The 22539-nt window shown below is 37.4% G+C and carries 19 protein-coding genes; 3 read left to right on the forward strand and 16 right to left on the reverse strand.

What is annotated here, in order from left to right; genetic code table 11:
- Positions 1 to 88 precede the first annotated feature (88 nt).
- The 9 genes from B5X53_RS13110 to B5X53_RS13150 form a co-directional block, all read right to left on the reverse strand.
- Complete coding sequence (locus B5X53_RS13110; protein WP_079713674.1) at positions 89 to 1282, reverse strand: acetyl-CoA C-acyltransferase; 1194 nt, start codon at positions 1280 to 1282, stop codon at positions 89 to 91.
- A 72-nt stretch (positions 1283 to 1354) separates the two neighbouring features.
- Complete coding sequence (locus tag B5X53_RS13115) at positions 1355 to 1675, reverse strand: four helix bundle protein (RefSeq protein WP_079713675.1); 321 nt, start codon at positions 1673 to 1675, stop codon at positions 1355 to 1357.
- A gap of 48 nt (positions 1676 to 1723) precedes the next feature.
- Positions 1724 to 4129 carry a 3-hydroxyacyl-CoA dehydrogenase/enoyl-CoA hydratase family protein gene (locus tag B5X53_RS13120; RefSeq protein WP_079713676.1) on the reverse strand — a complete coding sequence of 802 codons (2406 nt, stop codon included), beginning with the start codon at positions 4127 to 4129 and terminating at the stop codon, positions 1724 to 1726.
- Positions 4130 to 4301: 172 nt separating this feature from the next.
- A complete protein-coding gene (locus B5X53_RS13125; protein WP_079713677.1) occupies positions 4302 to 4754 on the reverse strand; it encodes a MarR family winged helix-turn-helix transcriptional regulator in 453 nt (150 codons plus the stop codon).
- Positions 4755 to 4916: 162 nt separating this feature from the next.
- Positions 4917 to 6698 carry an AMP-dependent synthetase/ligase gene (locus tag B5X53_RS13130; RefSeq protein WP_079713678.1) on the reverse strand — a complete coding sequence of 594 codons (1782 nt, stop codon included), beginning with the start codon at positions 6696 to 6698 and terminating at the stop codon, positions 4917 to 4919.
- Positions 6699 to 6940: 242 nt separating this feature from the next.
- Positions 6941 to 10627 (reverse strand): phosphoribosylformylglycinamidine synthase, encoded by a 3687-nt coding sequence (gene purL, locus B5X53_RS13135; RefSeq protein ID WP_079713679.1) that lies wholly within the window; start codon positions 10625 to 10627, stop codon positions 6941 to 6943.
- Between the two features lie 380 nt (positions 10628 to 11007).
- Positions 11008 to 11241, reverse strand: a complete 234-nt coding sequence (locus B5X53_RS13140) for a hypothetical protein (RefSeq protein ID WP_079713680.1) — start codon at positions 11239 to 11241, stop codon at positions 11008 to 11010.
- Positions 11242 to 11281: 40 nt separating this feature from the next.
- A complete protein-coding gene (locus B5X53_RS13145; RefSeq protein WP_079713681.1) occupies positions 11282 to 11536 on the reverse strand; it encodes a hypothetical protein in 255 nt (84 codons plus the stop codon).
- An 18-nt stretch (positions 11537 to 11554) separates the two neighbouring features.
- Entirely contained in the window at positions 11555 to 12772 is a 1218-nt protein-coding gene (locus tag B5X53_RS13150) for an RsmB/NOP family class I SAM-dependent RNA methyltransferase (RefSeq protein WP_079713682.1), read from the reverse strand.
- 266 nt (positions 12773 to 13038) lie between these two features.
- Here B5X53_RS13150 and B5X53_RS13155 point away from each other — a divergent pair, with 266 nt between their 5' ends.
- Entirely contained in the window at positions 13039 to 14103 is a 1065-nt protein-coding gene (locus B5X53_RS13155; RefSeq protein WP_079713696.1) for a WD40/YVTN/BNR-like repeat-containing protein, read from the forward strand.
- A 123-nt stretch (positions 14104 to 14226) separates the two neighbouring features.
- On the opposite strand, the gene B5X53_RS13160 is transcribed toward B5X53_RS13155, so the two are convergent.
- Genes B5X53_RS13160 through B5X53_RS13170 form a run of 3 tightly spaced genes read right to left on the reverse strand, consistent with a single transcriptional unit; the run spans position 14227 to position 15777 of the window.
- Positions 14227 to 14676 (reverse strand): hypothetical protein, encoded by a 450-nt coding sequence (locus B5X53_RS13160; RefSeq protein WP_079713683.1) that lies wholly within the window; start codon positions 14674 to 14676, stop codon positions 14227 to 14229.
- 1 nt (position 14677) lies between these two features.
- Positions 14678 to 15199: a hypothetical protein gene (locus B5X53_RS13165; protein WP_079713684.1), complete on the reverse strand. Its 522-nt coding sequence runs from the start codon at positions 15197 to 15199 to the stop codon at positions 14678 to 14680.
- Positions 15200 to 15231: 32 nt separating this feature from the next.
- Positions 15232 to 15777 carry an RNA polymerase sigma factor gene (locus B5X53_RS13170; protein ID WP_079713697.1) on the reverse strand — a complete coding sequence of 182 codons (546 nt, stop codon included), beginning with the start codon at positions 15775 to 15777 and terminating at the stop codon, positions 15232 to 15234.
- Positions 15778 to 16203: 426 nt separating this feature from the next.
- Between B5X53_RS13170 and B5X53_RS13175 the strand changes: the two genes are divergently transcribed.
- Positions 16204 to 16557 (forward strand): hypothetical protein, encoded by a 354-nt coding sequence (locus tag B5X53_RS13175; protein ID WP_079713685.1) that lies wholly within the window; start codon positions 16204 to 16206, stop codon positions 16555 to 16557.
- Between the two features lie 65 nt (positions 16558 to 16622).
- Here the strand turns inward: B5X53_RS13175 and B5X53_RS13180 are convergent, their stop codons facing one another.
- Genes B5X53_RS13180 through B5X53_RS13195 form a run of 4 tightly spaced genes read right to left on the reverse strand, consistent with a single transcriptional unit; the run spans position 16623 to position 21740 of the window.
- The gene (locus B5X53_RS13180) at positions 16623 to 18452 is read right to left on the reverse strand and encodes an ABC transporter ATP-binding protein (protein ID WP_079713686.1); all 1830 of its coding nucleotides are present in this window, start codon (positions 18450 to 18452) and stop codon (positions 16623 to 16625) included.
- A 12-nt stretch (positions 18453 to 18464) separates the two neighbouring features.
- Positions 18465 to 20195 (reverse strand): phospho-sugar mutase, encoded by a 1731-nt coding sequence (locus B5X53_RS13185; RefSeq protein ID WP_079713687.1) that lies wholly within the window; start codon positions 20193 to 20195, stop codon positions 18465 to 18467.
- A 48-nt stretch (positions 20196 to 20243) separates the two neighbouring features.
- A complete protein-coding gene (locus B5X53_RS13190) occupies positions 20244 to 21203 on the reverse strand; it encodes a glycosyltransferase family 2 protein (protein WP_079713688.1) in 960 nt (319 codons plus the stop codon).
- 3 nt (positions 21204 to 21206) lie between these two features.
- Positions 21207 to 21740: a DUF4199 domain-containing protein gene (locus B5X53_RS13195; protein WP_079713689.1), complete on the reverse strand. Its 534-nt coding sequence runs from the start codon at positions 21738 to 21740 to the stop codon at positions 21207 to 21209.
- Between the two features lie 147 nt (positions 21741 to 21887).
- On the opposite strand from B5X53_RS13195, the gene B5X53_RS13200 reads away from it, so the two are divergent.
- Positions 21888 to 22139, forward strand: a complete 252-nt coding sequence (locus tag B5X53_RS13200) for a type B 50S ribosomal protein L31 (protein ID WP_072876379.1) — start codon at positions 21888 to 21890, stop codon at positions 22137 to 22139.
- The last annotated feature ends 400 nt before the right edge of the window (positions 22140 to 22539 follow it).

Consider the following 22539-nt stretch of genomic DNA (forward strand, 5'->3'; position numbering starts at 1 on the left):
TGATATCATTTTCCGTAATTCCGGAATCTTAACTGCCGCTGCAACTTTTCTTTCTTTTTTCTACAGTCTTGTCTCTTGATTCTTGAATCTAACTAAGGAACTCATAAACTCCTGCTGCTCCCTGTCCAGTTCCTACGCACATGGTTACCATAGCATATTTGTCTTTAAGGTTGCGTTTGCGCATTTCATCAAAGATTTGCACCGAAAGTTTTGCTCCTGTACAACCCAGAGGGTGACCCATAGAAATTGCGCCTCCATTCGGATTAAGGGTTTCAGGATTTAATCCCAGCTCCCTTATTACCGCTAGAGATTGTGAAGCAAAAGCTTCATTCAATTCAATAAGCTGCATATCGTCTTGTTTTAATCCGGCTTGTTTTAAAGCTTTTGGAATGGCGTGAACCGGCCCGATTCCCATAATTCTTGGATCTACACCAACGGGTGCATAACTAACCATTCTGGCGATTGGTTCAAGATTAAATTCTTTGACCATTTCTTCACTCATCACCATTACAAAAGCAGCCCCGTCACTCATTTGAGACGAATTACCTGCGGTAACACTTCCGCCTTCGGCAAAAACAGGTCTTAGTTTTCCTAAAACTTCTTTAGAAGTATCGGCACGCGGACCTTCATCTTTGTTTACCGTATAGGTTTTAGTATGTTTTTTACCGTCTTTTCCTACAAAAGTTTCTTCAATATCTATCGGCACAATCTGATCTTGAAAACGATCTTCCTCCTGTGCTTTTAATGCTTTTTGATGAGAATTAAAGGCAAATTCATCCTGGTCCTCCCGGGAAACCTTGTATTTTTCGGCTACTGCTTCTGCAGTAAGTCCCATTCCCCAGTAATAATCTTCGTTACCTTCCTTGGCAGTTTTATAATTGGGAACCGGTTTGTAACCGCCCATTGGGATGTAGCTCATACTTTCGGCGCCACCGGCGATAATACAGTCAGCCATTCCGCTTTGGATTTTAGCCGAAGCAATCGCGATGGTTTCCAGTCCTGAAGCACAATAACGGTTAACCGTCATTCCGGGAACTTTTTCGGTTTTTAGGCCCATTAAAGAGATTAAACGTCCCACGTTTAAGCCTTGTTCGGCTTCGGGCATTGCGTTTCCTACAATTACATCATCGATCCTGGTTTTATCAAAATCGGGTAATTGCTTCATCATATATTCTATGGTCTCAGCCGCCAGATCATCCGGGCGCTTAAACCTGAACACTCCGCGAGGCGCTTTCCCCACGGCTGTTCTGTATGCTTTTACTATGTATGCTGTCTTGTTCATTTTTTAGTATTTAGATGTTAGTATTGAGTATTGAGCAAACTCAAACCGCTAACGATTTCATTAATGCATAATTCATTTTTGAACCTCAATAACTTCAGATAAAACCGGTTTAACTTTTTCTTCTTCAATTAAATTCAGTCTATAAGAAAGAATCAATTGCGTATAGTGTTCATAAGAAGAACCGCTGGCTATACCTAAGAAATTTTTAAATTCTCCTTTAGTATTTCTACCCGCTCCTTCAGCAATATTTGAAGGAACCGAAACCGCGCTTCTTCTTATTTGACTCGTTAAACCAAATTTTTCTTCAGTAGGAAAATTAGCAGAGAGTAGGTAAGTTTTTTCAGAGAAATCCATTGCTTTATTCCAAATTTTTAAATCATTTAAATTGTGCATATCTCTGATCTTTATGGTTACTCACTACTCTATACTAAATACTCACTACTAGTTTCTCAAAGGTTTCCCTTTCTTCAACATATGCTGAAGGCGTTCTAAGGTTTTGCGTTCTCCGGTTAGGGAAAGGAATGCTTCTCTTTCTAAATCTAACAGGTATTGTTCGCTTACCATTTGTGGTTCTGAAAGGTCTCCTCCGGCCATAACATAAGCCAGTTTATTGGCGATTTTCTTATCGTGGTCGCTAATGTATTTTCCAGCGTTCATTTGGTCTGTGCCGACTAAGAAAGCACCTAAAGCTTGTTTCCCAAGAACTTTTATATCGGTACGGTGAATTGGTTTTGTGTAACCATTTTCAGCCATTAACAACGCGTGTTTCTTTGCAATAGTTAATTGTCGTTCCTGGTTCACTACTACGATATCTTTTCCTTTCTGAAGAATATTCAAATCGAAAGCTTCGTGGGCTGAGGTTGAAACTTTTGCCATTCCAATAGTCAGGAAGTGTTCTCTCAAACGGTTCAATTCAACATCGTTTTTTTCATAAGTATCAGCGGCACGAACGGTCATTTCTTTAGAACCTCCACCGCCGGGAATTACCCCAACGCCAAATTCAACTAAACCAATATATGTTTCGGCTGCTGCTACAACCATATCAGCGTGAAGTGATAGTTCACATCCGCCGCCAAGCGTCATCGAGTGTGGTGCAGCAACAGTTGGAATAGAGGAGTAACGCATACGCATCATTGTATCCTGGAAATATTTAATTGCCATATTTAGCTCTTCATATTCCTGTTCTACAGCCATCATAAAGATCATCCCGATGTTGGCGCCTACAGAGAAGTTCTTCCCGTTGTTGGCAACCACTAATCCCTGGTAATCTTTTTCGGCCATGTCTATGGCTTTGTTGATTCCGTCTAACACATCGCCGCCAATGGCGTTCATTTTGCTTCGGAATTCAACATTAAGAATTCCATCGCCAAGATCTTCAACTACAACTCCGCTATTGCTGAAAACTTCTTTTGCTTCGCGAATGTTATCTAAAATGATAAATGCATCCTGTCCAGGAATTTTCTTGTAATCTTTCTTTTCAATATTGTAATAATAGGTATTACCTTCTTTTACGGTGTAAAAAGAGTCTTTGCCGTTTTCCAGCATTTCATTTACCCAGGCCGCAGGTTCTTTGCCTTCGGCTTTCATCATTTCAATACCTTTCTTAACGCCTATGGCATCCCAAATTTGAAACGGTCCGTGTTCCCAACCAAATCCAGCTTTTACACCATCATCAATTTTATAAAGTTCATCTGAGATTTCTGGAATTCTATTGGAAACATAAGCGAAAAGTGCTGAAAAGTTCTTGCGATAGAATTCACCGGCTTTGTCTTTTCCGTTGATTAAAACTTCAAAACGATCGGCTACATTATCTATGCTCTTGGTTTCTTCTAAAGTTGCGAAAGAAGCCTTTTTCTGGTCACGATATTCTAAAGTTTCCAGATCCAAAGATTTTATGGTGCTGGAACCGTCATCATTTTTAATTTTCTTGTAAAAACCCTGTCCGCTTTTGCTACCATACCATTCATTATCCACCATTGTTTGGATAAAATCTGGAAGCGCAAAAAGATCATGTGATTCATCGTCCGGTACACCTTTATGAAGGCCGTTGGCCACGTGAACCAGCGTATCTAAACCAACAACATCTACCGTACGGAATGTTGCTGATTTCTGGCGACCAATTACAGGGCCGGTAAGCTTGTCAACTTCCTCAATAGTCATATCCATATCTTTTACCATATGGAAAAGACTCATAATACTGAAGATCCCAATTCGGTTACCAATAAATGCTGGCGTGTCTTTTGCTACTACCGATTTCTTTCCGAGGAATTTTTCTCCGTATTCGTTGAGGAATTCGAGAACTTCTGGTTTAGTATCAGGTCCCGGGATAATTTCAAATAATTTTAGGTAACGCGGTGGGTTAAAAAAGTGGGTTCCGCAGAAATGTTGCTGAAAATCTTCACTTCTTCCTTCGTTCATTTGCTGAATAGGAATCCCCGAAGTGTTGGAAGTAATTAGCGTACCCTTTTTACGGTATTTTTCAAGGTTTTCAAAAACCTGTTGTTTGATATCCAGCCGTTCTACAACTACCTCGATAATCCAATCTACTTCAGAAACTTTAGAAATATCGTCTTCCATATTTCCGGTTTCTATACGATTGGCAAAATCTTTATGGTAAATAGGAGAGGGCTTCGATTTTAAAGCCGACTGTAAAGATTCGTTTACCAGGCGGTCCCTTACTTGTTTATCTTCTAAAGTAAGCCCTTTTTTCTTTTCTTTCTCGTTGAGTTCCCGCGGGACGATATCCAGCAAGAGAACTTCTACGCCAATGTTGGCGAAGTGGCAGGCAATCCCGCTTCCCATAATTCCGGAGCCGATTACCGCTACTTTATTAATTCTTCTCTTCATAATTTTTATCTGGTTTTTACTATAAGGTTTTCGATTATTACTAACTGTATCTCATAAATTGATAAAAATTCGATATTGCGAGGGACGAAGCAATCTGGAAATTTTGGATTAACGACTCAGAGATTACTTCACTTCGTTCGTAATGACGTTTCGATTTTGAGATAGTATTTTTTTATTCTATTTTAATTTCTTCTTTATAAATTTTCTTTTCAGAAATAAGGCTTAAAATTGTATTAGCTACTTCTATAAAGGTTTTTAGGTCTACTTCTGAAACATTTTCTTTCACGGCTTCATCAAAGCGCAGAACCACTTTTTTGGAATATTCCCTCATTTCCTGTCCAAAATCGGTTAAATAGATAAGGACGCTGCGACCATCTTTTGGATTTTTTTTCCGCAGAATTAATCCTTTATCTTCCATAGTTTTCAGGATTCTGGAGAGGCTGGTGGCTTCCATTCCCATTTTAGGACCAAGCGAGGTTGAAGGGGTTCCGTTTTCGGGATCTATGCTTAAAAGCGCAAACCCGGTAGACATTGTACTTCCGGCTTTCCCGGCCTCTTCATTATACATTTTAGAAACCGCCATCCAGGTGGCACGTAAAACATAATCTATTGTCTTTTCCTTCATTTTTGAATGTTGATTCTCAAAGTTAAGAAAAATATATTATGCACGCATAGTAAAAGCGAATAAATAATCAGGACATTCTATCATTTGAGTAAGTTTATGAGAAATGCATAAAAAAACCCTTTGTAAGAAAGGGTTTTAACTTAAGTTGTGAAAAATATGTAATTATAAAGGTCTGTAAATCTTTTCGTATAATTTCTTATAGCGATCTTTAATATTCCTACGTTTTAATTTCATAGTAGGAGTGAGGTGGCCTTCTTCAATTCCCCAAACTTCTGGGGTGAGTTCAACAACTTTTACACGTTCCCATTTCCCGAACTTCTCATTATAAAAATCAACTTCTTCCTGAATTCGTTCTTTAACCTGGGTGTTTTCAGCAATAGCCTTTTCAGAGCCATCTCCGATATCAATATTTTTACGTCTGGCCCATTCCTTTACAAACTCGAAATTTGGCTGAATAAGTGCCGCCGGCATTTTTTCGCCGTCACCAATTACCATGATTTGCTCGATAAAACGAGATTGTTTCATTGTATTTTCAAGGATTTGTGGAGCTACATATTTCCCACCAGAAGTTTTAAACATTTCCTTTTTACGATCAGTAATTTTAAGGAAACCATCTTTATCCAGTTCTCCAATATCACCGGTATGGAAAAATTGATCGCCGTTTAAAACTTCTTTAGTCTTTTCTGGTTCCTTATAATAACCAAGCATTACATTTGGTCCTTTTGCTAGAATTTCACCGTCTTCAGCAATCTTCACCGTTACGTTATCTATAGGTCTGCCTACCGTTCCAATTCTGAAACCTTTATCTCTTTGATCGTTTACTGCAATTACCGGGGAAGTTTCAGTTAATCCGTAGCCTTCCATAACAGGAATATCGGCTGCAGCAAAAACACGCGCCAAACGAGGTTGAAGCGCTGCCGAACCTGAAACAATCAACTCAATATTTCCGCCTAAACCTTCTTTCCATTTAGAGAAGATAAGTTTTCTGGCAAGTTTAAGTCGGGTTTCATACCACCAGCCATTTGCCCCATATGGTTCGTATTCCAAACCGAGTTCTACGGCCCAGAAAAATAATTTCTGCTTAACGCCACCTACGGTAGAACCTTTGGCAATAATTTTATCGTAAACTTTCTCTAAAAGTCTTGGTACAGCAGTAATTACGTGTGGTTTTACTTCTTTAAGGTTATCGCTAATTTTATCTATAGATTCAGCAAAATGAATGGAAACCGAATAATATTGATATAAATAAAGAATCATTCTTTCAAAAACGTGACAAACTGGTAAAAAGCTAAGCGCAACATACGTTCCTCTTTGAAAGGGAACACGCTTAGAGCTGTCAATTACATTACTCACAAGATTGTTGTGAGAAAGCATAACACCTTTTGGTCTTCCGGTAGTTCCAGAAGTATATATTAAAGTAGCAAGATCGTCTGGCTTAACAGCTTTCTTTAATTGTTCAACTTCCTCCTGGTTGCTTTTATCATCTCCAAGTTCTAAAACTTCAGTCCAGTTTTTTGAACCTTCTATTTCATCAAAAGTATAAACCTCTTTAAGTTTGGTATCGTGTTTAATGGAATTCAATTTACCCAGCACTTCTTTGTCTGAAACAAAGCAAAAAACCGCTTCACTGTGATCTAAAACATATTGATAATCATCTTCAGAAATTGTGGGATAAATAGGTACGGTTTGCGCACCGGTTTGCAATACCCCAATATCCATTACATTCCATTCAGTACGGTTACTAGTAGAAATTATAGCGATTTTATCATTGGGCTTTATACCCAGTCGCAATAATCCACGGCTTATCGCATTGGCCTGATCAATATATTCCTGGGTGGAAATTGCTTTCCATTCTCCGTTATATTTAGTGACTAAAGCCTTATCTAAAGCGTGTTTTTCCAGTTGAAAATAAGGAAAGTCAAAAAGTCTTGTTGGTTTATCCATTAGGGTGTAGCATTATTATATACTTTGCAAAATAGCAAATTTGTAGCCTATTTCAAATTGAAATATTAAAATATACATAGATATATTAATAAGAATATAAAATTATTATTGAATACAGGATTAAGTTTATAGGATGTTTACTTTAAAATTACCATTTATTAAATTGATAATCATTGCATTAAAATAAAAAACGCCCGATAATAAAAATATCATCGGGCGTTTTTAATAATTTTAAAGAAAATTTATTTTTTCTCCAACCATTTTCTGGCATTTACAAAAGCTTCCAACCAGGGGCTTACTTTGTCATCTTTCCTGTCTTTTGGGTAATAAGCCCAGTTCCAGGGAAAGGTAGAACGTTCTAAATGTGGCATCATCACCAAATGCCTTCCGGTATTGTCTGTAAGTATTGCGGTATTGTGGTTAGAACCATTAGGATTGGCCGGATATTTATCATAGCCGTATTCCCCTACAATATTATAATGCTCCTTTTTATATGGAAAGCTGAATTTCCCCTCGCCGTGAGCAGCCCAAATTCCCAGGTTACTTCCGGAAAGTGTGGAAAGCATAACTGACTTGTTTTCCATAATCTCTACTGATGTAAAATTACATTCAAATTTATGCGAGGCATTATGAAGCATTTTCGGTTTCTTTTCGTGGTCTGGATTTATTAATCCTAACTCTATAAAAAGCTGGCAACCGTTGCAAACACCAAGCGATAAAGTGTCTTCTCTTTTAAAGAAATTATCGAGCGCGTTTTTAGCTTTTTCGTTATATAAGAAAGCTCCTGCCCAACCTTTAGCACTTCCCAAAACATCTGAATTTGAGAATCCACCCACAGCTGCGATAAACTTAATATCTTCAAGCGTTTCCCTGCCCGAAATTAAATCGGTCATATGCACATCTTTTACCTCGAATCCTGCTAAGTGCATTGCGCGGGCCATTTCACGTTCAGAATTGGAACCTTTTTCACGGATAATCGCCGCTTTAATGGGTTGCCCCGGTTTTTCCATTAAATCAGATTGGAATGGTAGCTGACCGGTGAAACCATAAGGGAATTTAAATTCCAGTGGCTGATTCTTATAATTGTTAAACCGTTCGGTAGCTTTATCTATACCGCTTTGTTTCTGGTCTAAAAGGAAGGAAGTTTTATACCAAACATCCCGCATTTCGGGAATACTGAAACTTAGATTTTCTGCTCCGTTTTTAATTTTTAATTCGTTTCCTTCAGTTACTTTTCCAATTTTAAAGAATTCAACATTATTATCGGTAAGTACTTTTTCAGCAATTTTATCTTTTGCCTGGAAAACAATTCCGCAGTTTTCATTAAACAACAATCTTACGCTGTCTTTTTCATTTAACGCGGTAAGGTCTATATCGGCACCAAGATTATTATCGGCAAAACACATTTCCAAAAGCGTGGTAATTAGCCCGCCTGAAGCCACGTCGTGCCCAGCCAGGATTAAATTCTGCTTAATTAATCCCTGAATATTATAAAAAGCATCAGCGAATTTTATATGGTCTTTAATAGTTGGAACTTCGGTCCCAACTTTATTCAAAATTTGCGCAAATGAGGATCCGCCAAGTTTAAAATTATCCTGTGATAAATTGATATAATAAATATCACCGCCACCAAGATGTTTGGGTTGCAGAACCGGCTCCACTACTTTCGTGATATCTTCACAATGCCCGGCAGCCGAAATTATTACCGTTCCAGGAGAAAGTACCTCACTATCTTTATAACGTTGCTTCATGGAAAGCGAATCTTTTCCGGTAGGAACATTTATTCCCAGCGAAATCGCGAAATCTGAAACCGCACGCACCGCTTCATAAAGCCTGGCATCTTCCCCTTCATTATTACAGGGCCACATCCAGTTTGCAGAAAGCGAAACCGATTTTAAACCTTTTTCCAACGGAGCCCAAATAATATTTGAGAGTGCTTCGCCAATAGAGTTTCTAGAACCCGCAACCGGATCTACCAAAGCCGAAACAGGAGAGTGACCAATAGAAGTGGCCACACCTTCTTTCCCATTATAATCCAACGCCATTACCCCGCAGTTATTTAGCGGAAGCTGCAGTGGCCCGGCGGTTTGCTGTTTTGCAACGCGCCCGGTTACACAGCGGTCTACTTTGTTGGTTAACCAGTCTTTGCAGGCCACTGCTTCTAATTGAAGAACCTGGGTTAAATAATTTTTTATTTCTTCTGAAGAATATTCTAAATCGGCATAAATACGTTTTACCGATTTATCGGTCATTATGGTTTTTGGTGAACTACCAAACATATCTGAAAGTTCAAGGTCCATAGGTTTTTTACCCGATTTTGAACCTTCAAAAGTAAATCTATGATCGCCTGTTACATCACCAACCTGGTAAATAGGAGAGCGCTCACGTTCTGAAACCCTGCGAAGGATTTCATAATTTTCACCGCCAATAACCAATCCCATTCGTTCCTGGGATTCGTTTCCTATAATTTCTTTAGCTGAAAGAGTTGGGTCGCCAACCGGTAATTTATCTAAATCTATTTTTCCACCGGTTTCTTCAACAAGTTCACTTAAGCAATTTAAATGTCCGCCGGCGCCGTGATCGTGAATGGAAACTATAGGGTTTTCTTCACTTTCTACCATTCCCCGTACCGCATTGCAGGCACGTTTTTGCATTTCGGGATTGGCCCGTTGAATGGCATTTAATTCTATCCCTGTTCCTAATTCCCCGGTATCTGCCGATGAAACTGCAGCACCGCCCATTCCTATTCTGTAATTTTCACCACCAAGAATTACAATTTTATCACCTTTCTTCGGAATATCTTTTTGTGCCTGGCTGGCTTTTCCGTATCCAATTCCGCCGGCAAGCATAATTACTTTATCGTAACCTAAACTTCTTTCATGTTCAGAATGTTCAAACGTAAGCACCGAACCTGAAATTAAAGGTTGCCCGAATTTATTTCCAAAATCTGAAGCTCCGTTAGATGCTTTTATCAAAATATCCATCGGGGTTTGGTATAACCAATCCCGTTCTTTCATCCCGTTTTCCCATTTTCGATCTTTTTCGAGCCTGGAATAGGAAGTCATATAAACTGCAGTTCCGGCTAATGGTAAAGAACCTTTTCCTCCCGCAAGTCTGTCACGAATTTCGCCACCGCTTCCGGTTGCCGCGCCATTAAAAGGCTCTACTGTAGTTGGAAAATTATGAGTTTCGGCTTTTATGGAAATAACCGAATCAAAATCTTTATTTTCATAAAATTCGGGAACATCGGGACGTTTTGGTGCAAATTGCTGCACTCGCGGCCCATTTATAAAAGCAACATTATCTTTATAGGCAGAAACAATTTCGTTAGGATTCTCTTCAGAAGTTTTTCTGATCATTTTAAACAAGGAACTTGGTTTTTCCTCTCCATCAATTACAAAAGTACCATTGAAAATTTTGTGGCGGCAATGTTCAGAATTTACCTGGGAGAAACCAAAAACTTCAGAATCTGTAAGTTTTCGACCTAATTTATCGGCTAAGCCCTGTAAATAAGAAACCTCTTCAATGTTAAGCGCTAAACCTTCCTGGCGGTTATAGGCTTCAATATCATCAATTTCAATGATAGGTTCAGGATTGATATGAATATCAAAAATATCCTGATCTAAACCTTCGTATTTCTGAGATAGCATGGGATCAAAATCGTGGAAATTCCTATCTATTCTTAAGAATTCTTCAATCCTTATAATACCATTTATACCCATATTCTGGGTGATCTCTACCGCGTTGGTACTCCAGGGAGTGATCATTGCGGCACGGGGACCAACAAAAAAATCTGCCAGAGCAGATTTATTGATTTGTTGTGTATTCCCAAAAAGCCAGTTTAATTTAGTAATGTCTTGCGCCGTAAGGTTAGTATGCGTCTCTACCGCAAAAACCTTAGTGGCTTGGTCTCCAAAGAAAAGGATCATTCTATGTTGTTTTGTGTTGTTCGCGAAAAGACAAATTTAGGTTTTTTAAAGGGAATATTTTAGAATGTTATTGAAGAAAAATTTAAACATTCCTTCGCCAGGAATTTACAAATAAGTAAGGCTAATGAAAATATTCTGGGTACACGCTTAAGTTTTTAAATTGAATGATTATTGCTTTTTAGATAGAAAGAGCAGGCGGGAGTGACTTCCTGGAAGATTAACAAAACCTTTTTGGTCTGAGTAGTTTTTAAACCTTTGAGGTGTAAAAAAACCTCTCAAGAGGTAAATGGGTAAAATTCATCTTAATCCACCAAGCCCATCCCCAGTATCTATATCCAGAAATTCCCAGTCATCGGGATTGTATTCCAAGGGAGGCTCTGTTACAGTTTGGTTTCTTCTTTGGCAAAATCTTCGTCGTTATTGAAATGCCCAATAACATCTATTAATTCATCATCCTTAAAGAGTCCTACAGGATCGTTGCCGTTAAAATATATTGGAGTCCCAGTTTTTAATTGATTAGATTCTGAAATAGTTCCAGAAAAAGGAGCCGATTCATTTCCTATCAAAAAAGTTTCTTCGTGTGCCAATTCACCCTCAAGTAAGACTTCACCCATCCAATCGCCGGAGTTAGACTGCTTTATAATTGAATAAGCCTCAGCTTCCAGGTTTATATATTTTTCCGGTAAGATTTACCATTTCAAGCGTTTTGTTGAAAGAAGTACCTTCTACATATTCTGAAAAGAGGATTTCTTCAGAAAAATTATTTTCTTCCGGCCAATCATCAGGAACTGAAGTATTGTCTTCTGAAAAGGAATAAAAAAGTATTAGGAAAAATAAAAAGTAGTAATTTTCATTGAGAATCAATTTCAGGGAAAATAGAAGGAATTCCCCTGAAATTGAATTATTCAAAAAATTTGGGTAGAAACCCTAAGCTTTTTTCTCTAAAAGAGCCATATAGAATCCGTCAAAACCGGTTTCAGAAGAAAGTATTTTCTGGTCCCTAAGTATTCTGAATTTTTTTCCTTCTTCAGTATTCTTCAGGAAATTTTCAACTTGCTTTTCATTTTCAGAAGGTAAAACCGAACAGGTTGCATAAACCATTTTTCCGCCAGGTTTAACAATTCGGGAATAGGTTTCAATAATTTCGGCCTGGGTTTTTATAAGATTGTCTATAAATTCTGGCTGAAGTTTCCATTTCGCGTCAGGGTTTCGGCTTAAAACTCCGAGTCCGCTACAAGGGGAATCTATAAGAACGCGGTCTGCAGTTCCGTAGAGTTTTTTGATTACTTTCGTGGTATCAATAGCACGAGGATCTATATTATGAGCCCCGGCACGTTTTGCCCGGCGCTTCAATTCTTTAAGTTTATTTCCGTAGATATCGGTCGCGATAATCTGGCCTTTATTTTCCATTAAAGCGGCCAGGTGAAGTGTTTTACCACCGGCACCGGCACAAGTATCTACTACGCGCATTCCGGGTTCTACTTCGAGAAATTCGGCCACTAACTGCGAAGAAGCATCCTGAACTTCAAAAAAACCATCTTTAAAAGCCTGGGTTCTAAAAACGTTACCGCGTTCTTCCAGTTTTAAAGCGTCTTTATACCCTTTTATAGGTTCAGAAATAATCTCTTCCCCTTTAAGAACGCTGCGTAAATTATCTTTGGTTGTCTTTAATGTATTGGCTCTAAGAATAACGGGCGCCTGTTGGTTTAGCGCGGAGATTTCTTTATCCCAAACTTTTTCGCCAAGTTCTCTTACACCCAATTCATCCATCCAATCTGGAATAGATTCACGGTATTTTCTAATTTTACTTAAGCTATCAAATTTTCCTTTAATTCTACGCGTAGGGGTGCCGGCAAACTGCGGCCAGTCTGGTAAGGCAATACCACGTAAGGTAGCCCAAACGGTGAATAATCTAAATAGGTTTTCTCGATCAAAGGGCTCTTTAACTTCAGCAATTTCAGCATAAAGCCTTTTCCATCTAACAATATCGTAAACGGTTTCAGCAATAAAACTACGATCGCGAGAACCCCAACGTTTATCGCGCTTTAGGGTTTGCTCGATAACCTTATCGGCATATTTATTATTATTGAAAATTTCATTTAAGGCATCTATGGTAGCAAAAACCAAATTCCTGTGTAACCGCATAACTAAATTTTGAATTTGCAAAGGTAATTTTTTTAGTCGACAATAGAGGTTTAATTACTTTAAGGCCTGCTTGATTTTAAATAATTGATTTTCGAATGCTTTATAGGCTTACAATGCGCTATTTTGCTGCGGAAAAATTTATCTTTGATTCGATACCTAGATTAAATACTATAAGTCTTGTCTCGAAATCATAATATATTTTCCAGAAAAGCCTTTTTTAGGTTTGTACCGAAGTGTTTTCTACCAAAATGTTTAAAATCCAACTTATGAATAGAATTATACCGTTATGTCTTCTTGTAATTTTTAGTGCCTGTAAAAATGAAGAAAAAGCTGAAAAAGAAAACTCAACTACTACAGAAATAGATTATTCTTCAGTAGAAATAGAACCTATTCTTGAAAATGATTCGTTGAGTATTAGAGCAATTGAGATTATTGGAAACAACCTGGCTTTTGCTGCCAATAATGCCACTTTTGGGATGTATAATTTTGATAACAAAACCTGGCGAACCAATACTCAAAAATACGATACACTAAATCCTGAATTCAGGGCAGTGGCCTCAACAGATAACGATTTTTTTATGTTGAGCGTGGGAAGTCCTGCTTTACTATATAAAACGGGAGATTCCGGGGCAATGGAATTGGTCTATAAAGAAGAGCACGAAAAAGCCTTCTACGATGTCATGGCTTTTTGGAATAATGAAGAGGGAATTGCGATGGGCGATCCAACCGATGATTGTATTTCTATAATAATCACCCGTGACGGCGGAAGAACCTGGGAAAAATTAAACTGCGATATATTGCCGAGAGTGATGGAAGGAGAAGCCGCTTTTGCAGCCAGTAATTCTAATATTGCTATGGAAGGAGAAAGCACCTGGATTTTAACCGGTGGAATGAAATCACGGATTTATTTCTCTCCAGATAAAGGAGAAACCTGGGAAGTTTATAATACTCCCTTAATAGATGGGGAAGCCACAACCGGCGGATATAGTATAGATTTTTATGACGAAAATTCCGGAATTATTATCGGGGGAGATTATACCAATCCTGAAGGAAATACCGGAAATAAAGCAATTACACAAGATGCCGGAAAAACCTGGGAATTAATAGCAGATGGTGAAGAGCCCGGTTATAAAAGCAGTGTTCGTTTTGTTCCGAATAGTGAGGGTGAAAAAATAATCGCAACCGGTTTTAGCGGAATTTCGATTTCTAAAGATTCAGGGAAAAGCTGGGAAGAACTTTCTAATGAAGGTTTTTATACATTAAGATTTAAAAATGACTCAGTGGCTTATGCTGCTGGAAAAGGAAGAATTGCTAAGCTCACTTTTAGATAAAAAAAATCCCGGAAGATCTAAACCTACCGGGATGCTAACTAACTACTAACTAACCAAAAAACTAAATTTTAAGACTCACCAGGTGAGATTTTTATTTCTTAATCGGGAATTTCAAAAGTTAACTTATTCTTCTTCCTGATTTTCGCGATCTTTTCTGGATCGGTATTCTTTAATCAATTTTTTATGGAATTCGTCTTCCAGTTTATGAAGCTTAATAATTTCCTGTGCGGTCATTATTTCTTTCAAATCATTGAAAAGCCTTTGTTTTAAAACATAATCCTGCTTTTCTATTGTAACATATTCATCTAACATTTCTTCGGCTTCATCTTCAGAAATACATTCCAAATTAGGAAGGTCTCTATGCTCCCGTTTTCTTAATTCGTGTAATTCAGACTCGTATTCATTATAAATTGGCCAGAATTTTTGGGCTTTTTGTTTGTCCAGGTTTAATTCCTGGGTGAAAAAAGCGGTTTTTAATTCTTTGATTTTCTCTCTATGAGATTCATCCCGGTGTTGTGATTGCATTTGCCACAATCCGGAAAACATTAATAATATTATAAGTAGGTTTTTCATATTAATCTTTATCTAAAATATAAAGTGGATCTTCTAAATTTTCGTCAAGGTAACTCCGCATTGCTTCAGAATTAACCGTATTTAGATCGGCATCATCAATAATATATCCTTGCTGAAAAATATAATTTGAAATTTCACTGGTAGAAAAATCTATATTATTATCGTCTATATAATTTTCCATCACTGAAAGTTCCAGGTCTTCCCAGCTGGTTTGAGTTTCAGGGTTTATATAAAAAGTACTTGCAAAAGCAATTACAATTGCGGCGATACTGGCTGCATAAAGAAAAGCTTCTTTGGTAAATAATTTTCTAACCTTTGGCTCGGGTTTGGTTGCTTTTTCAAGAATTTCATCTTCAAGGCCATTAAAATATCCATTTGGTGTAGTGAAACCGGCAGATTTCTTTTCTTCCAGAGTTTCTGAAAACTTCACCATATCTAACAATTCATCTTCTAAACCCTCAAAATAGTTTTCCGGGGTTTTAAAGCCTGACTTTTGATTATATGATATTTTTTCTTTCTTCATTTGCTTATTTGACTATGAAAAGTACAAAAGGTTTAATTGGTTTTTAAGTATTCCTCAATTTTTTTAGCCGCGTGATGGTAGGAAGCCTTTAGCGCTCCTTCACTGGTTTCAAGAATTTCTGACATCTCCCGGTATTTTAATTCCTGAAAATATTTCATATTAAAAACCTGTTGTTGTTTGGCCGGGAGACTAGCAATTGCTTTTTGCAATTTTAACTGAATTTTATCTCCTTCAAAATAAACATCGCTTTCTAAATTTGAAATTAGTTGTTGCTGTAAATCTTCTGAAGTGATATGATTGCGTTTAGCGCGTTTATTCAAAAAGCTTATAGATTCGTTGGTAGCGATGCGATACATCCAGGAAAACAATTTACTTTCTCCTTTAAAATTATGAATATTTCTAAAAATTTTGATAAAGGTATTCTGAAGCACATCATGGGCATCTTCATGGTCTTTCACCATGTTACGAATGTGCCAATATAAACGCTCCTTATATAATGATAACAGTTCCTTAAAAGCTTCAGAAGAAGTCTTTTTATCTTGCAAGCGTTTAATAAGTAGATCTTCGGACGTTTTCAAAGGGATACTTGTCTTAATTTTCATGTGGAATCCCGTGTAGCGGAAGCCAAAGGTAGTTAAAACTTTATTCTTCTTAAAGTCAGTATGTAAAAGAATTTGAGGCAGTTCTTGATTATCGCTGAAATTTTTTTTATCGATAAAATGCATAAAAATCAGTTAAAATACACTTTTTATTTGGTTAATTGATTTCTCTGATCTATATTTACACTATCAAAATGATTTAATCTTTTTTGCCCCAAAATGAAAACGAATTAAATCTATTATTCTTAATTGCCCCACAATGAGAGTAATTTTAAAAAAGGATGGAGTTTACTTCATCCTTTTTTTATACCCAAAAGTGAACCTGTGAAAATTATGCTAAAAGTGCTATGAAATTGTGTATTAGCAAAATAAGATGTATATTTTTGCTAAATAAAAATTTTTACTATGAGAAATTTATTAATAATTCCGATTATGTTATTATTAGCCTTTCAAGTAGAGGCACAGAACCAAACCGAACCGGTAAGGGTAGGAGATGTATTAGTGATTAATCAAACTAAAAATCAGGCTTTTAAATCTTTAGATTTACCTAAGGCTAATTTCATCATTAAAAAAGGTGGAATTGCTAACTATAAAAGCTTGAATGGGAAAAGGGTAGAAGTAACTGCCGTTGAAACAAACGATGCTGGTGAAACTACTGTGAAATTACAAAGAGAAGATGGAAGCAAATTCTTTAGAACCCATACTACGATTAGCGCTAATATAGATGAAGCCCTTGAAAACGGGGAGTTAATTTTATAAAGTAATATTCTTTAAAAATTCATAAAAGCTGTTTGAGATTTTCTCAGACAGCTTTTTTTTGTGACTTAATCAAAAGACTGCATTTCTACCAGTTTTTGGTAGGTTCCTTTTTGAGCGAGTAATTCCAGGTGTTTTCCTTGTTCTACAATTTCGCCTCGGTGAAGTACAATAATTCTATCGGCGTTCTGAATAGTGGATAATCTATGCGCAATAACTATAGAAGTCCTGTTTTTCATCATATTTTCCAGGGCTTTTTGTACCAGTTTTTCGCTTTCGGTATCCAGGGCAGAGGTAGCCTCGTCAAGAATCATAATAGGCGGGTTCTTAAGAACGGCACGCGCAATAGAAAGCCGCTGTTTCTGTCCGCCACTTAATTTGTTACCGCTATCTCCAATATTTGTTTCCAGGCCTTTAGGGAGCTCTCTTACAAATTCCCAGGCGTTAGCTACTTTTAGTGCTTCAATAATTTCCTCTTCGGTTGCATTGTCTTTTCCTAATCCAATATTATTTTTAACCGTATCATTAAAAAGTATAGAATCCTGGGTAACGAGACCCATTAAATTTCTAAGAGATTTTTTGGTAATACCTTTAATATTGTGTCCATCTAATTTAATATCGCCCTCGTTAACATCATAAAAACGAGTAATCAGGTTTGCGATGGTAGATTTTCCGCTACCGGATTGGCCAACAAGTGCAACCATTTTTCCTTTTTCTACCTGCATAGAAAAATTCTTGAGCACGTTTTCTTTTTCGTACCTGAAGTTGATATTTTCAACTTCAATGCTATTTTCAAAACTCTCCTTTTTTATTGCATTTTTAGCATCCTGGATCGTAGATTCGGTTTCCAGGATCTCCAGGATTCTTTCGGCACTGGCATTTCCTTTTTGAATAGAATAAGTGGCTTTTGAAATCGCTTTTGCCGGAGTCAGAATATTATAAGTTAATACCAGGAATCCTATAAAAGTAGAAGCGTCCATAGTATTATCTATTAGGACCATTCTTCCACCGAACCATAAAATTATCGTGATTACCACCACTCCTAAAAACTCGCTCATTGGGGAAGCTAAATTCTGGCGGTGTAAAAGCGTGTTTAAAATTCGGTTTAAACGGCCGGTACTATCATAAAATTTCTTTTTGAATTTTTCTTCAGCATTGAAACCTTTAATAATTTTTAAACTGGAAAGTGACTCTTCAACAATAGTTAGAAAATTCGCATTTTCCTGTTGTGCCTGGGTAGATTGTGATTTTAATTTTTTCCCAATCGAAGAAATTAGTAATCCCGAAAGCGGTAAAAATACCAGCACAAAAAGCGTCAGTTTCGGACTAAGCGCGATCATAGCTACCAGCGTAAAAATCAGCGTAAGCGGTTCTTTTACAAAAAGTTCCAGCATACTTAAAAACGAAGTCTGAATCTCCTGAACATCACTGGTAATCCTGGAAATAAAATCTCCTTTCCGTTTTTCAGAAAAGAAGGAAACCGGCAATTCTACAATTTTATCATAGATGCGGTTTCTAATATCCTTAAGCATCCCGTTTCTAAGGTTGGCAATAAAATATAAAGCCAGATAATTAAAAAGATTCTTTAAAAAGAAAAGTACAATTACAGTAATGCAAATGCTTACCAAAGCAGCAAGTTGCCCGTGTTGTTCTACTTGCTGATTAAGGAAAAAGTTGGAATAATCGTTTGCAAAATCTTTTAAGCCGCTAAACTCACCATCCCATACCGGTTTAGTGCTAATTGGTTCTTCTTCCTGAAAAAGTACCCTGAGCATTGGTATAAATGAAATAAACGCCAGGGTGCTAAAAAGCGCGTAAAAAATATTACTTATAATATTGAGGATTGCAAAACGCTTGTAGGGTTTTGCAAACTGAAGAATCTTCTTTAAATAGGTCATAGATTAGAGCGCTTAGCCCAGTTGTAATTCGTTTTTAATGCGCTTTATCTTTTCGGCCAGTTTGGCGTTTTCGGCATCAAAATTTTCTACTTTATCCAGGTCTGAATTCACACTAATGTAAAACTTGATCTTTGGTTCCGTACCACTTGGCCTTGCAGCGATTTTTGTCCCGTTTTCTGTATAATAAATCAGCACGTTAGATTTTGGGATGTTAATCTCTTCTTCAATTTTATCTTGCAGGTTGTTTGCTATAGAGGTGTGATAATCTTCAATAAGCACTACTTTTTCCCCATCAATTTCCTGCCATGGGTTTTCCCTTAGATCAATTAGCATTTGCTTGATCTCTGCCTCACCTTCAATACCTTTTTTTACTAAAGAAATAAGTTCTTCGCGGTAAAGACCGTATTGGGTGTAAAGTTTTAAAAGTTGCTCGTAGAAAGAACTTCCTTCGGCTTTCATTTGGGCTGCGATCTCACAGGCGAGTAGGGTAGCGGTGGCCGCATCTTTATCACGCACAAAATCGCCTACCATAAAACCAAAACTTTCTTCACCTCCTCCAACAAAATCAAGGTCTGGGTTGTCTTTAATCAATTTAGCGATCCATTTAAATCCGGTTAAAACTTCGTGGTATTGGGTGCTAAAATCTTCGGTGATATTCTTAAGCATTGGGGTAGAAACTATGGTAGAAGCTACGAAAGAATTAGCTGATAGTTTTCCCTGTTTTTTGTGTTGTTCCAGCAAAAACCAGGTCATTACCAACATAGTTTGGTTACCATTAAGCAGAATCATTTCGCCGTTTAAATCACGAACAGCCACGCCCAACCGGTCCCCATCCGGATCGGTACCAATAACAATATCGGCATTTTTCTCTTCGGCTAATTTAAGCGCCATTTTTAATGCTTCCGGTTCTTCAGGATTTGGTGATTTAACCGTTGGGAAATTTCCGTTAGGCTCTTTTTGTTCTTCAACAAGAAATACATTTTTATAACCTGCTTTTTCTAAAATTTGAGGATTGGTTTTACAGGCCGTTCCGTGCAGGGAAGTAAAAACAATATTTAAATTATCTTTTGCCGAAGCTTCAGTGTTAAAACTTCCGTTTTCTACTGAAGCTTTCTGAAATGCTTTATCAACTTCGGTATCTATTGTATGAATAAATTCCGGTTTTGCTTTAAAATTAACTTCATCGTATTCTAAATTATTGATGATATCAACGAGTTTGGTGTCTTGTGGCGGAACCAACTGGCCACCATCCTGCCAGTAAACTTTATAACCATTATATTCCGGCGGATTATGGCTTGCTGTAAGTACAATCCCCGCGTGACAATCAAGATATTTTACCGCAAAAGAAAGCTCCGGGGTTGGCCTTAATTCTGAAAACAAATAAACTTCAATCTCGTTAGCCGAAAATACTTCAGCTACCATTTGTGCCAGTTCTTTGGAGTTATTTCTACAATCGTATGCGATCGCAACTTTTAATTTTTCACCTTTAAATTCAGTTTTCAGCAAATTAGAAAGTCCCTGGGTGTTTTTTCCAAGGGTATATTTATTAATTCGGTTGGTGCCTACACCCATAATTCCGCGCATACCACCGGTTCCAAAAGCTGCATTCTTATAAAAAGATTCTTCCAGTTCTACCGGATTGTTTTCAATAAGATGGTTAATTTCTTTATGCGTGTCTACATCAAATATATCAGTCAGCCAGGTTTTAGCCTTAGCCAGGATTTCTGGTTTATTTCTAGCCATAATTATAAGTTTTGAGAAACAAAAATAAGGATTAATGCCTTAATGGCATTATAAATTTGGCGTGGTTTTATTGATAAGGTAGCGTTCTTTTTCACGTTTAGAGCGTAAAATAAGCTCACCCAGGAAACCTGCAAGAAATAATTGCGAACCAATAATCATTACCGCAAGGGCTATATAAAACCAGGGGTTAGAAGTCACCAAAACATTGGGCAGGCCGTGATAAAGTTTGTAGAGTTTGGAAATCCCAATCCAACCGGCCGAAAGAAAACCGAAAATAAACATTAACACTCCTAAAGCTCCAAAAAGATGCATAGGCCTGCGGCCGAATTTAGAAAGAAACCAAATGCTTAAAAGGTCGAGGAAGCCGTTAATAAATCTTTCGGCTCCAAATTTTGTTTTTCCGTATTTACGGGCCTGGTGTTGAACTTCTTTTTCGGTAATTTTAGTGAACCCCGAATTTTTCGCTAAAACCGGGATATAACGGTGCATTTCGCCATACACGTCAATATTTTTCACCACTGCCTGTCTGTAAGCTTTAAGTCCGCAATTAAAATCGTGAAGTTTGACTCCAGAAGTTTTTCTCGCCGCAGCATTGAAAATCTTTGAAGGGATATTTTTAGAAACGACAGAATCGTAGCGTTTCTTTTTCCAGCCCGAAACCAAGTCATAGCCTTGATTGGTAACCATCCTGTATAGTTCGGGAATTTCTTCGGGATTGTCCTGTAGATCGGCATCCATAGTGATAATCACATCGCCCTGGGCGCGTAAGAAACCGGCGTGAAGTGCTTGGGATTTTCCGTAGTTTCTATTAAATTTTATTCCCTTAACCGCATGGTCGTTTTCTGCCAGGGCTTCAATGGTTTTCCAGGAATCGTCTGTACTGCCGTCGTCTATAAAAATGATTTCGTGTGAAAAGGAATTGGATCGCATTACTTTTGCGATCCAATTATATAATTCAGTTAAAGATTGTTCTTCGTTTAAAAGAGGAATAACGACGGAAATCTGCATGTATTAGACGTCTTGTGGGTTCTTATTTTTCATAATTAGACCGGCAATTAAAGAATAAATTAGACCAAAAAATGCACTAAACCCTAGCCAAATAGCACCTCCCAGGAATGGATTAGAAACCCATTTTATCCATTGTAAGCTCATTTCTATTTGATCATCCGTTAGGTTTCCCATTTCATTCATATTATCCCGGGCTACTTCAATCATATCTTCAGCAAAATTAGGTTCAATAACATAATTAAATAAAATGTTGTAAACCAAATAAATAAGGCCACTAATTACTGCTGCTGAGACGCCGGTTTTTAAAGCTTCACTTAGGCTTAAAAAATTATTGTTATTTTTTTTATATCCTTTAATTGCTAAAACTATAACGACTAGAAATATAAAATAAAAAATATACATAGGCCATTGCTTGCCTTCTAGGGCCATACCCGTGACATACATTATAATAGAAATTAAGACTAATATAATTCCTAATACCAGGCCATAATTTGCACCAAATTTACCGGGTGAAACTTTTGAAGTAGAATTTTCCATATTTTAAGATTGTTTAGTTATACCGGTTAGTAAGCAAATATAGCAAAACGTTACATTGCATAAGAATTAAAAATATTTTTGTCTATCCCTTGTTTATATAATGGAATTACTTAAATTTGCACCTCGAAAATTAAAAGAACTAAAGCGATGAAGCAGGGAATCCATCCGGAAAATTATAGATTAGTAGCATTTAAAGATATGTCTAACGAAGATGTATTCATTACTAAATCTACCGCGAACACTAAAGAAACTATTGAAGTAGAAGGTACAGAGTATCCACTTGTCAAGTTGGAGATCTCGAGAACATCTCACCCATACTACACCGGGCAAACCAAATTGGTTGATAGTGCCGGGCGTATTGACAAGTTTAAGAATAAGTACAAGAAATTTAAGAAATAAGTTTTTTGTTATATATAATTTCAAAAAGTCGTCTTTTTTAGACGGCTTTTTTTGTGGTGTGCCGTGCATGGCATATCACTTGACGGTGCAAGTCCGTTATGGGGGTTTATAGCTACCTATCATTAGCCAAAGGCAAGGGTGTCCATCGTGAGGTGGAATCTGAAGGAAGCCTGCGGCAAAGTTCCGGTCCGAGGAACACGAACATCATATAAGGCATAGCTGATCTGGATGAGCTTGCCATACAAAGCGAAGTCCTAAAGCTATACGGAGATCAGGGTGTAGATGATGCGGATATATGGAATGAAAGTGATATGTCTTACCGCGGGAGATCTCACAGACATAGGTGAAACAGTGTATGAGCCTATGGTTGAAACAAGATTTATTGTGAGAATTCAGCAAA

Origin of the sequence: Salegentibacter salinarum (genome assembly GCF_900168115.1) — a bacterium.
GTDB lineage: Bacteria > Bacteroidota > Bacteroidia > Flavobacteriales > Flavobacteriaceae > Salegentibacter > Salegentibacter salinarum.

Excerpts from the sequence above, each read along its gene's own strand:
- B5X53_RS13110 (WP_079713674.1), bottom strand. The coding sequence starts at position 1,282 with ATGAACAAGACAGCATACATAGTAAAAGCATACAGAACAGCCGTGGGG.
- B5X53_RS13115 (WP_079713675.1), bottom strand. The coding sequence starts at position 1,675 with ATGCACAATTTAAATGATTTAAAAATTTGGAATAAAGCAATGGATTTC.
- B5X53_RS13120 (WP_079713676.1), bottom strand. The coding sequence starts at position 4,129 with ATGAAGAGAAGAATTAATAAAGTAGCGGTAATCGGCTCCGGAATTATG.
- B5X53_RS13125 (WP_079713677.1), bottom strand. The coding sequence starts at position 4,754 with ATGAAGGAAAAGACAATAGATTATGTTTTACGTGCCACCTGGATGGCG.
- B5X53_RS13130 (WP_079713678.1), bottom strand. The coding sequence starts at position 6,698 with ATGGATAAACCAACAAGACTTTTTGACTTTCCTTATTTTCAACTGGAA.
- purL (WP_079713679.1), bottom strand. The coding sequence starts at position 10,627 with ATGATCCTTTTCTTTGGAGACCAAGCCACTAAGGTTTTTGCGGTAGAG.
- B5X53_RS13140 (WP_079713680.1), bottom strand. The coding sequence starts at position 11,241 with ATGGGTGAAGTCTTACTTGAGGGTGAATTGGCACACGAAGAAACTTTT.
- B5X53_RS13150 (WP_079713682.1), bottom strand. The coding sequence starts at position 12,772 with ATGCGGTTACACAGGAATTTGGTTTTTGCTACCATAGATGCCTTAAAT.
- B5X53_RS13155 (WP_079713696.1), top strand. The coding sequence starts at position 13,039 with ATGAATAGAATTATACCGTTATGTCTTCTTGTAATTTTTAGTGCCTGT.
- B5X53_RS13160 (WP_079713683.1), bottom strand. The coding sequence starts at position 14,676 with ATGAAAAACCTACTTATAATATTATTAATGTTTTCCGGATTGTGGCAA.
- B5X53_RS13165 (WP_079713684.1), bottom strand. The coding sequence starts at position 15,199 with ATGAAGAAAGAAAAAATATCATATAATCAAAAGTCAGGCTTTAAAACC.
- B5X53_RS13175 (WP_079713685.1), top strand. The coding sequence starts at position 16,204 with ATGAGAAATTTATTAATAATTCCGATTATGTTATTATTAGCCTTTCAA.
- B5X53_RS13180 (WP_079713686.1), bottom strand. The coding sequence starts at position 18,452 with ATGACCTATTTAAAGAAGATTCTTCAGTTTGCAAAACCCTACAAGCGT.
- B5X53_RS13185 (WP_079713687.1), bottom strand. The coding sequence starts at position 20,195 with ATGGCTAGAAATAAACCAGAAATCCTGGCTAAGGCTAAAACCTGGCTG.
- B5X53_RS13190 (WP_079713688.1), bottom strand. The coding sequence starts at position 21,203 with ATGCAGATTTCCGTCGTTATTCCTCTTTTAAACGAAGAACAATCTTTA.
- B5X53_RS13195 (WP_079713689.1), bottom strand. The coding sequence starts at position 21,740 with ATGGAAAATTCTACTTCAAAAGTTTCACCCGGTAAATTTGGTGCAAAT.
- B5X53_RS13200 (WP_072876379.1), top strand. The coding sequence starts at position 21,888 with ATGAAGCAGGGAATCCATCCGGAAAATTATAGATTAGTAGCATTTAAA.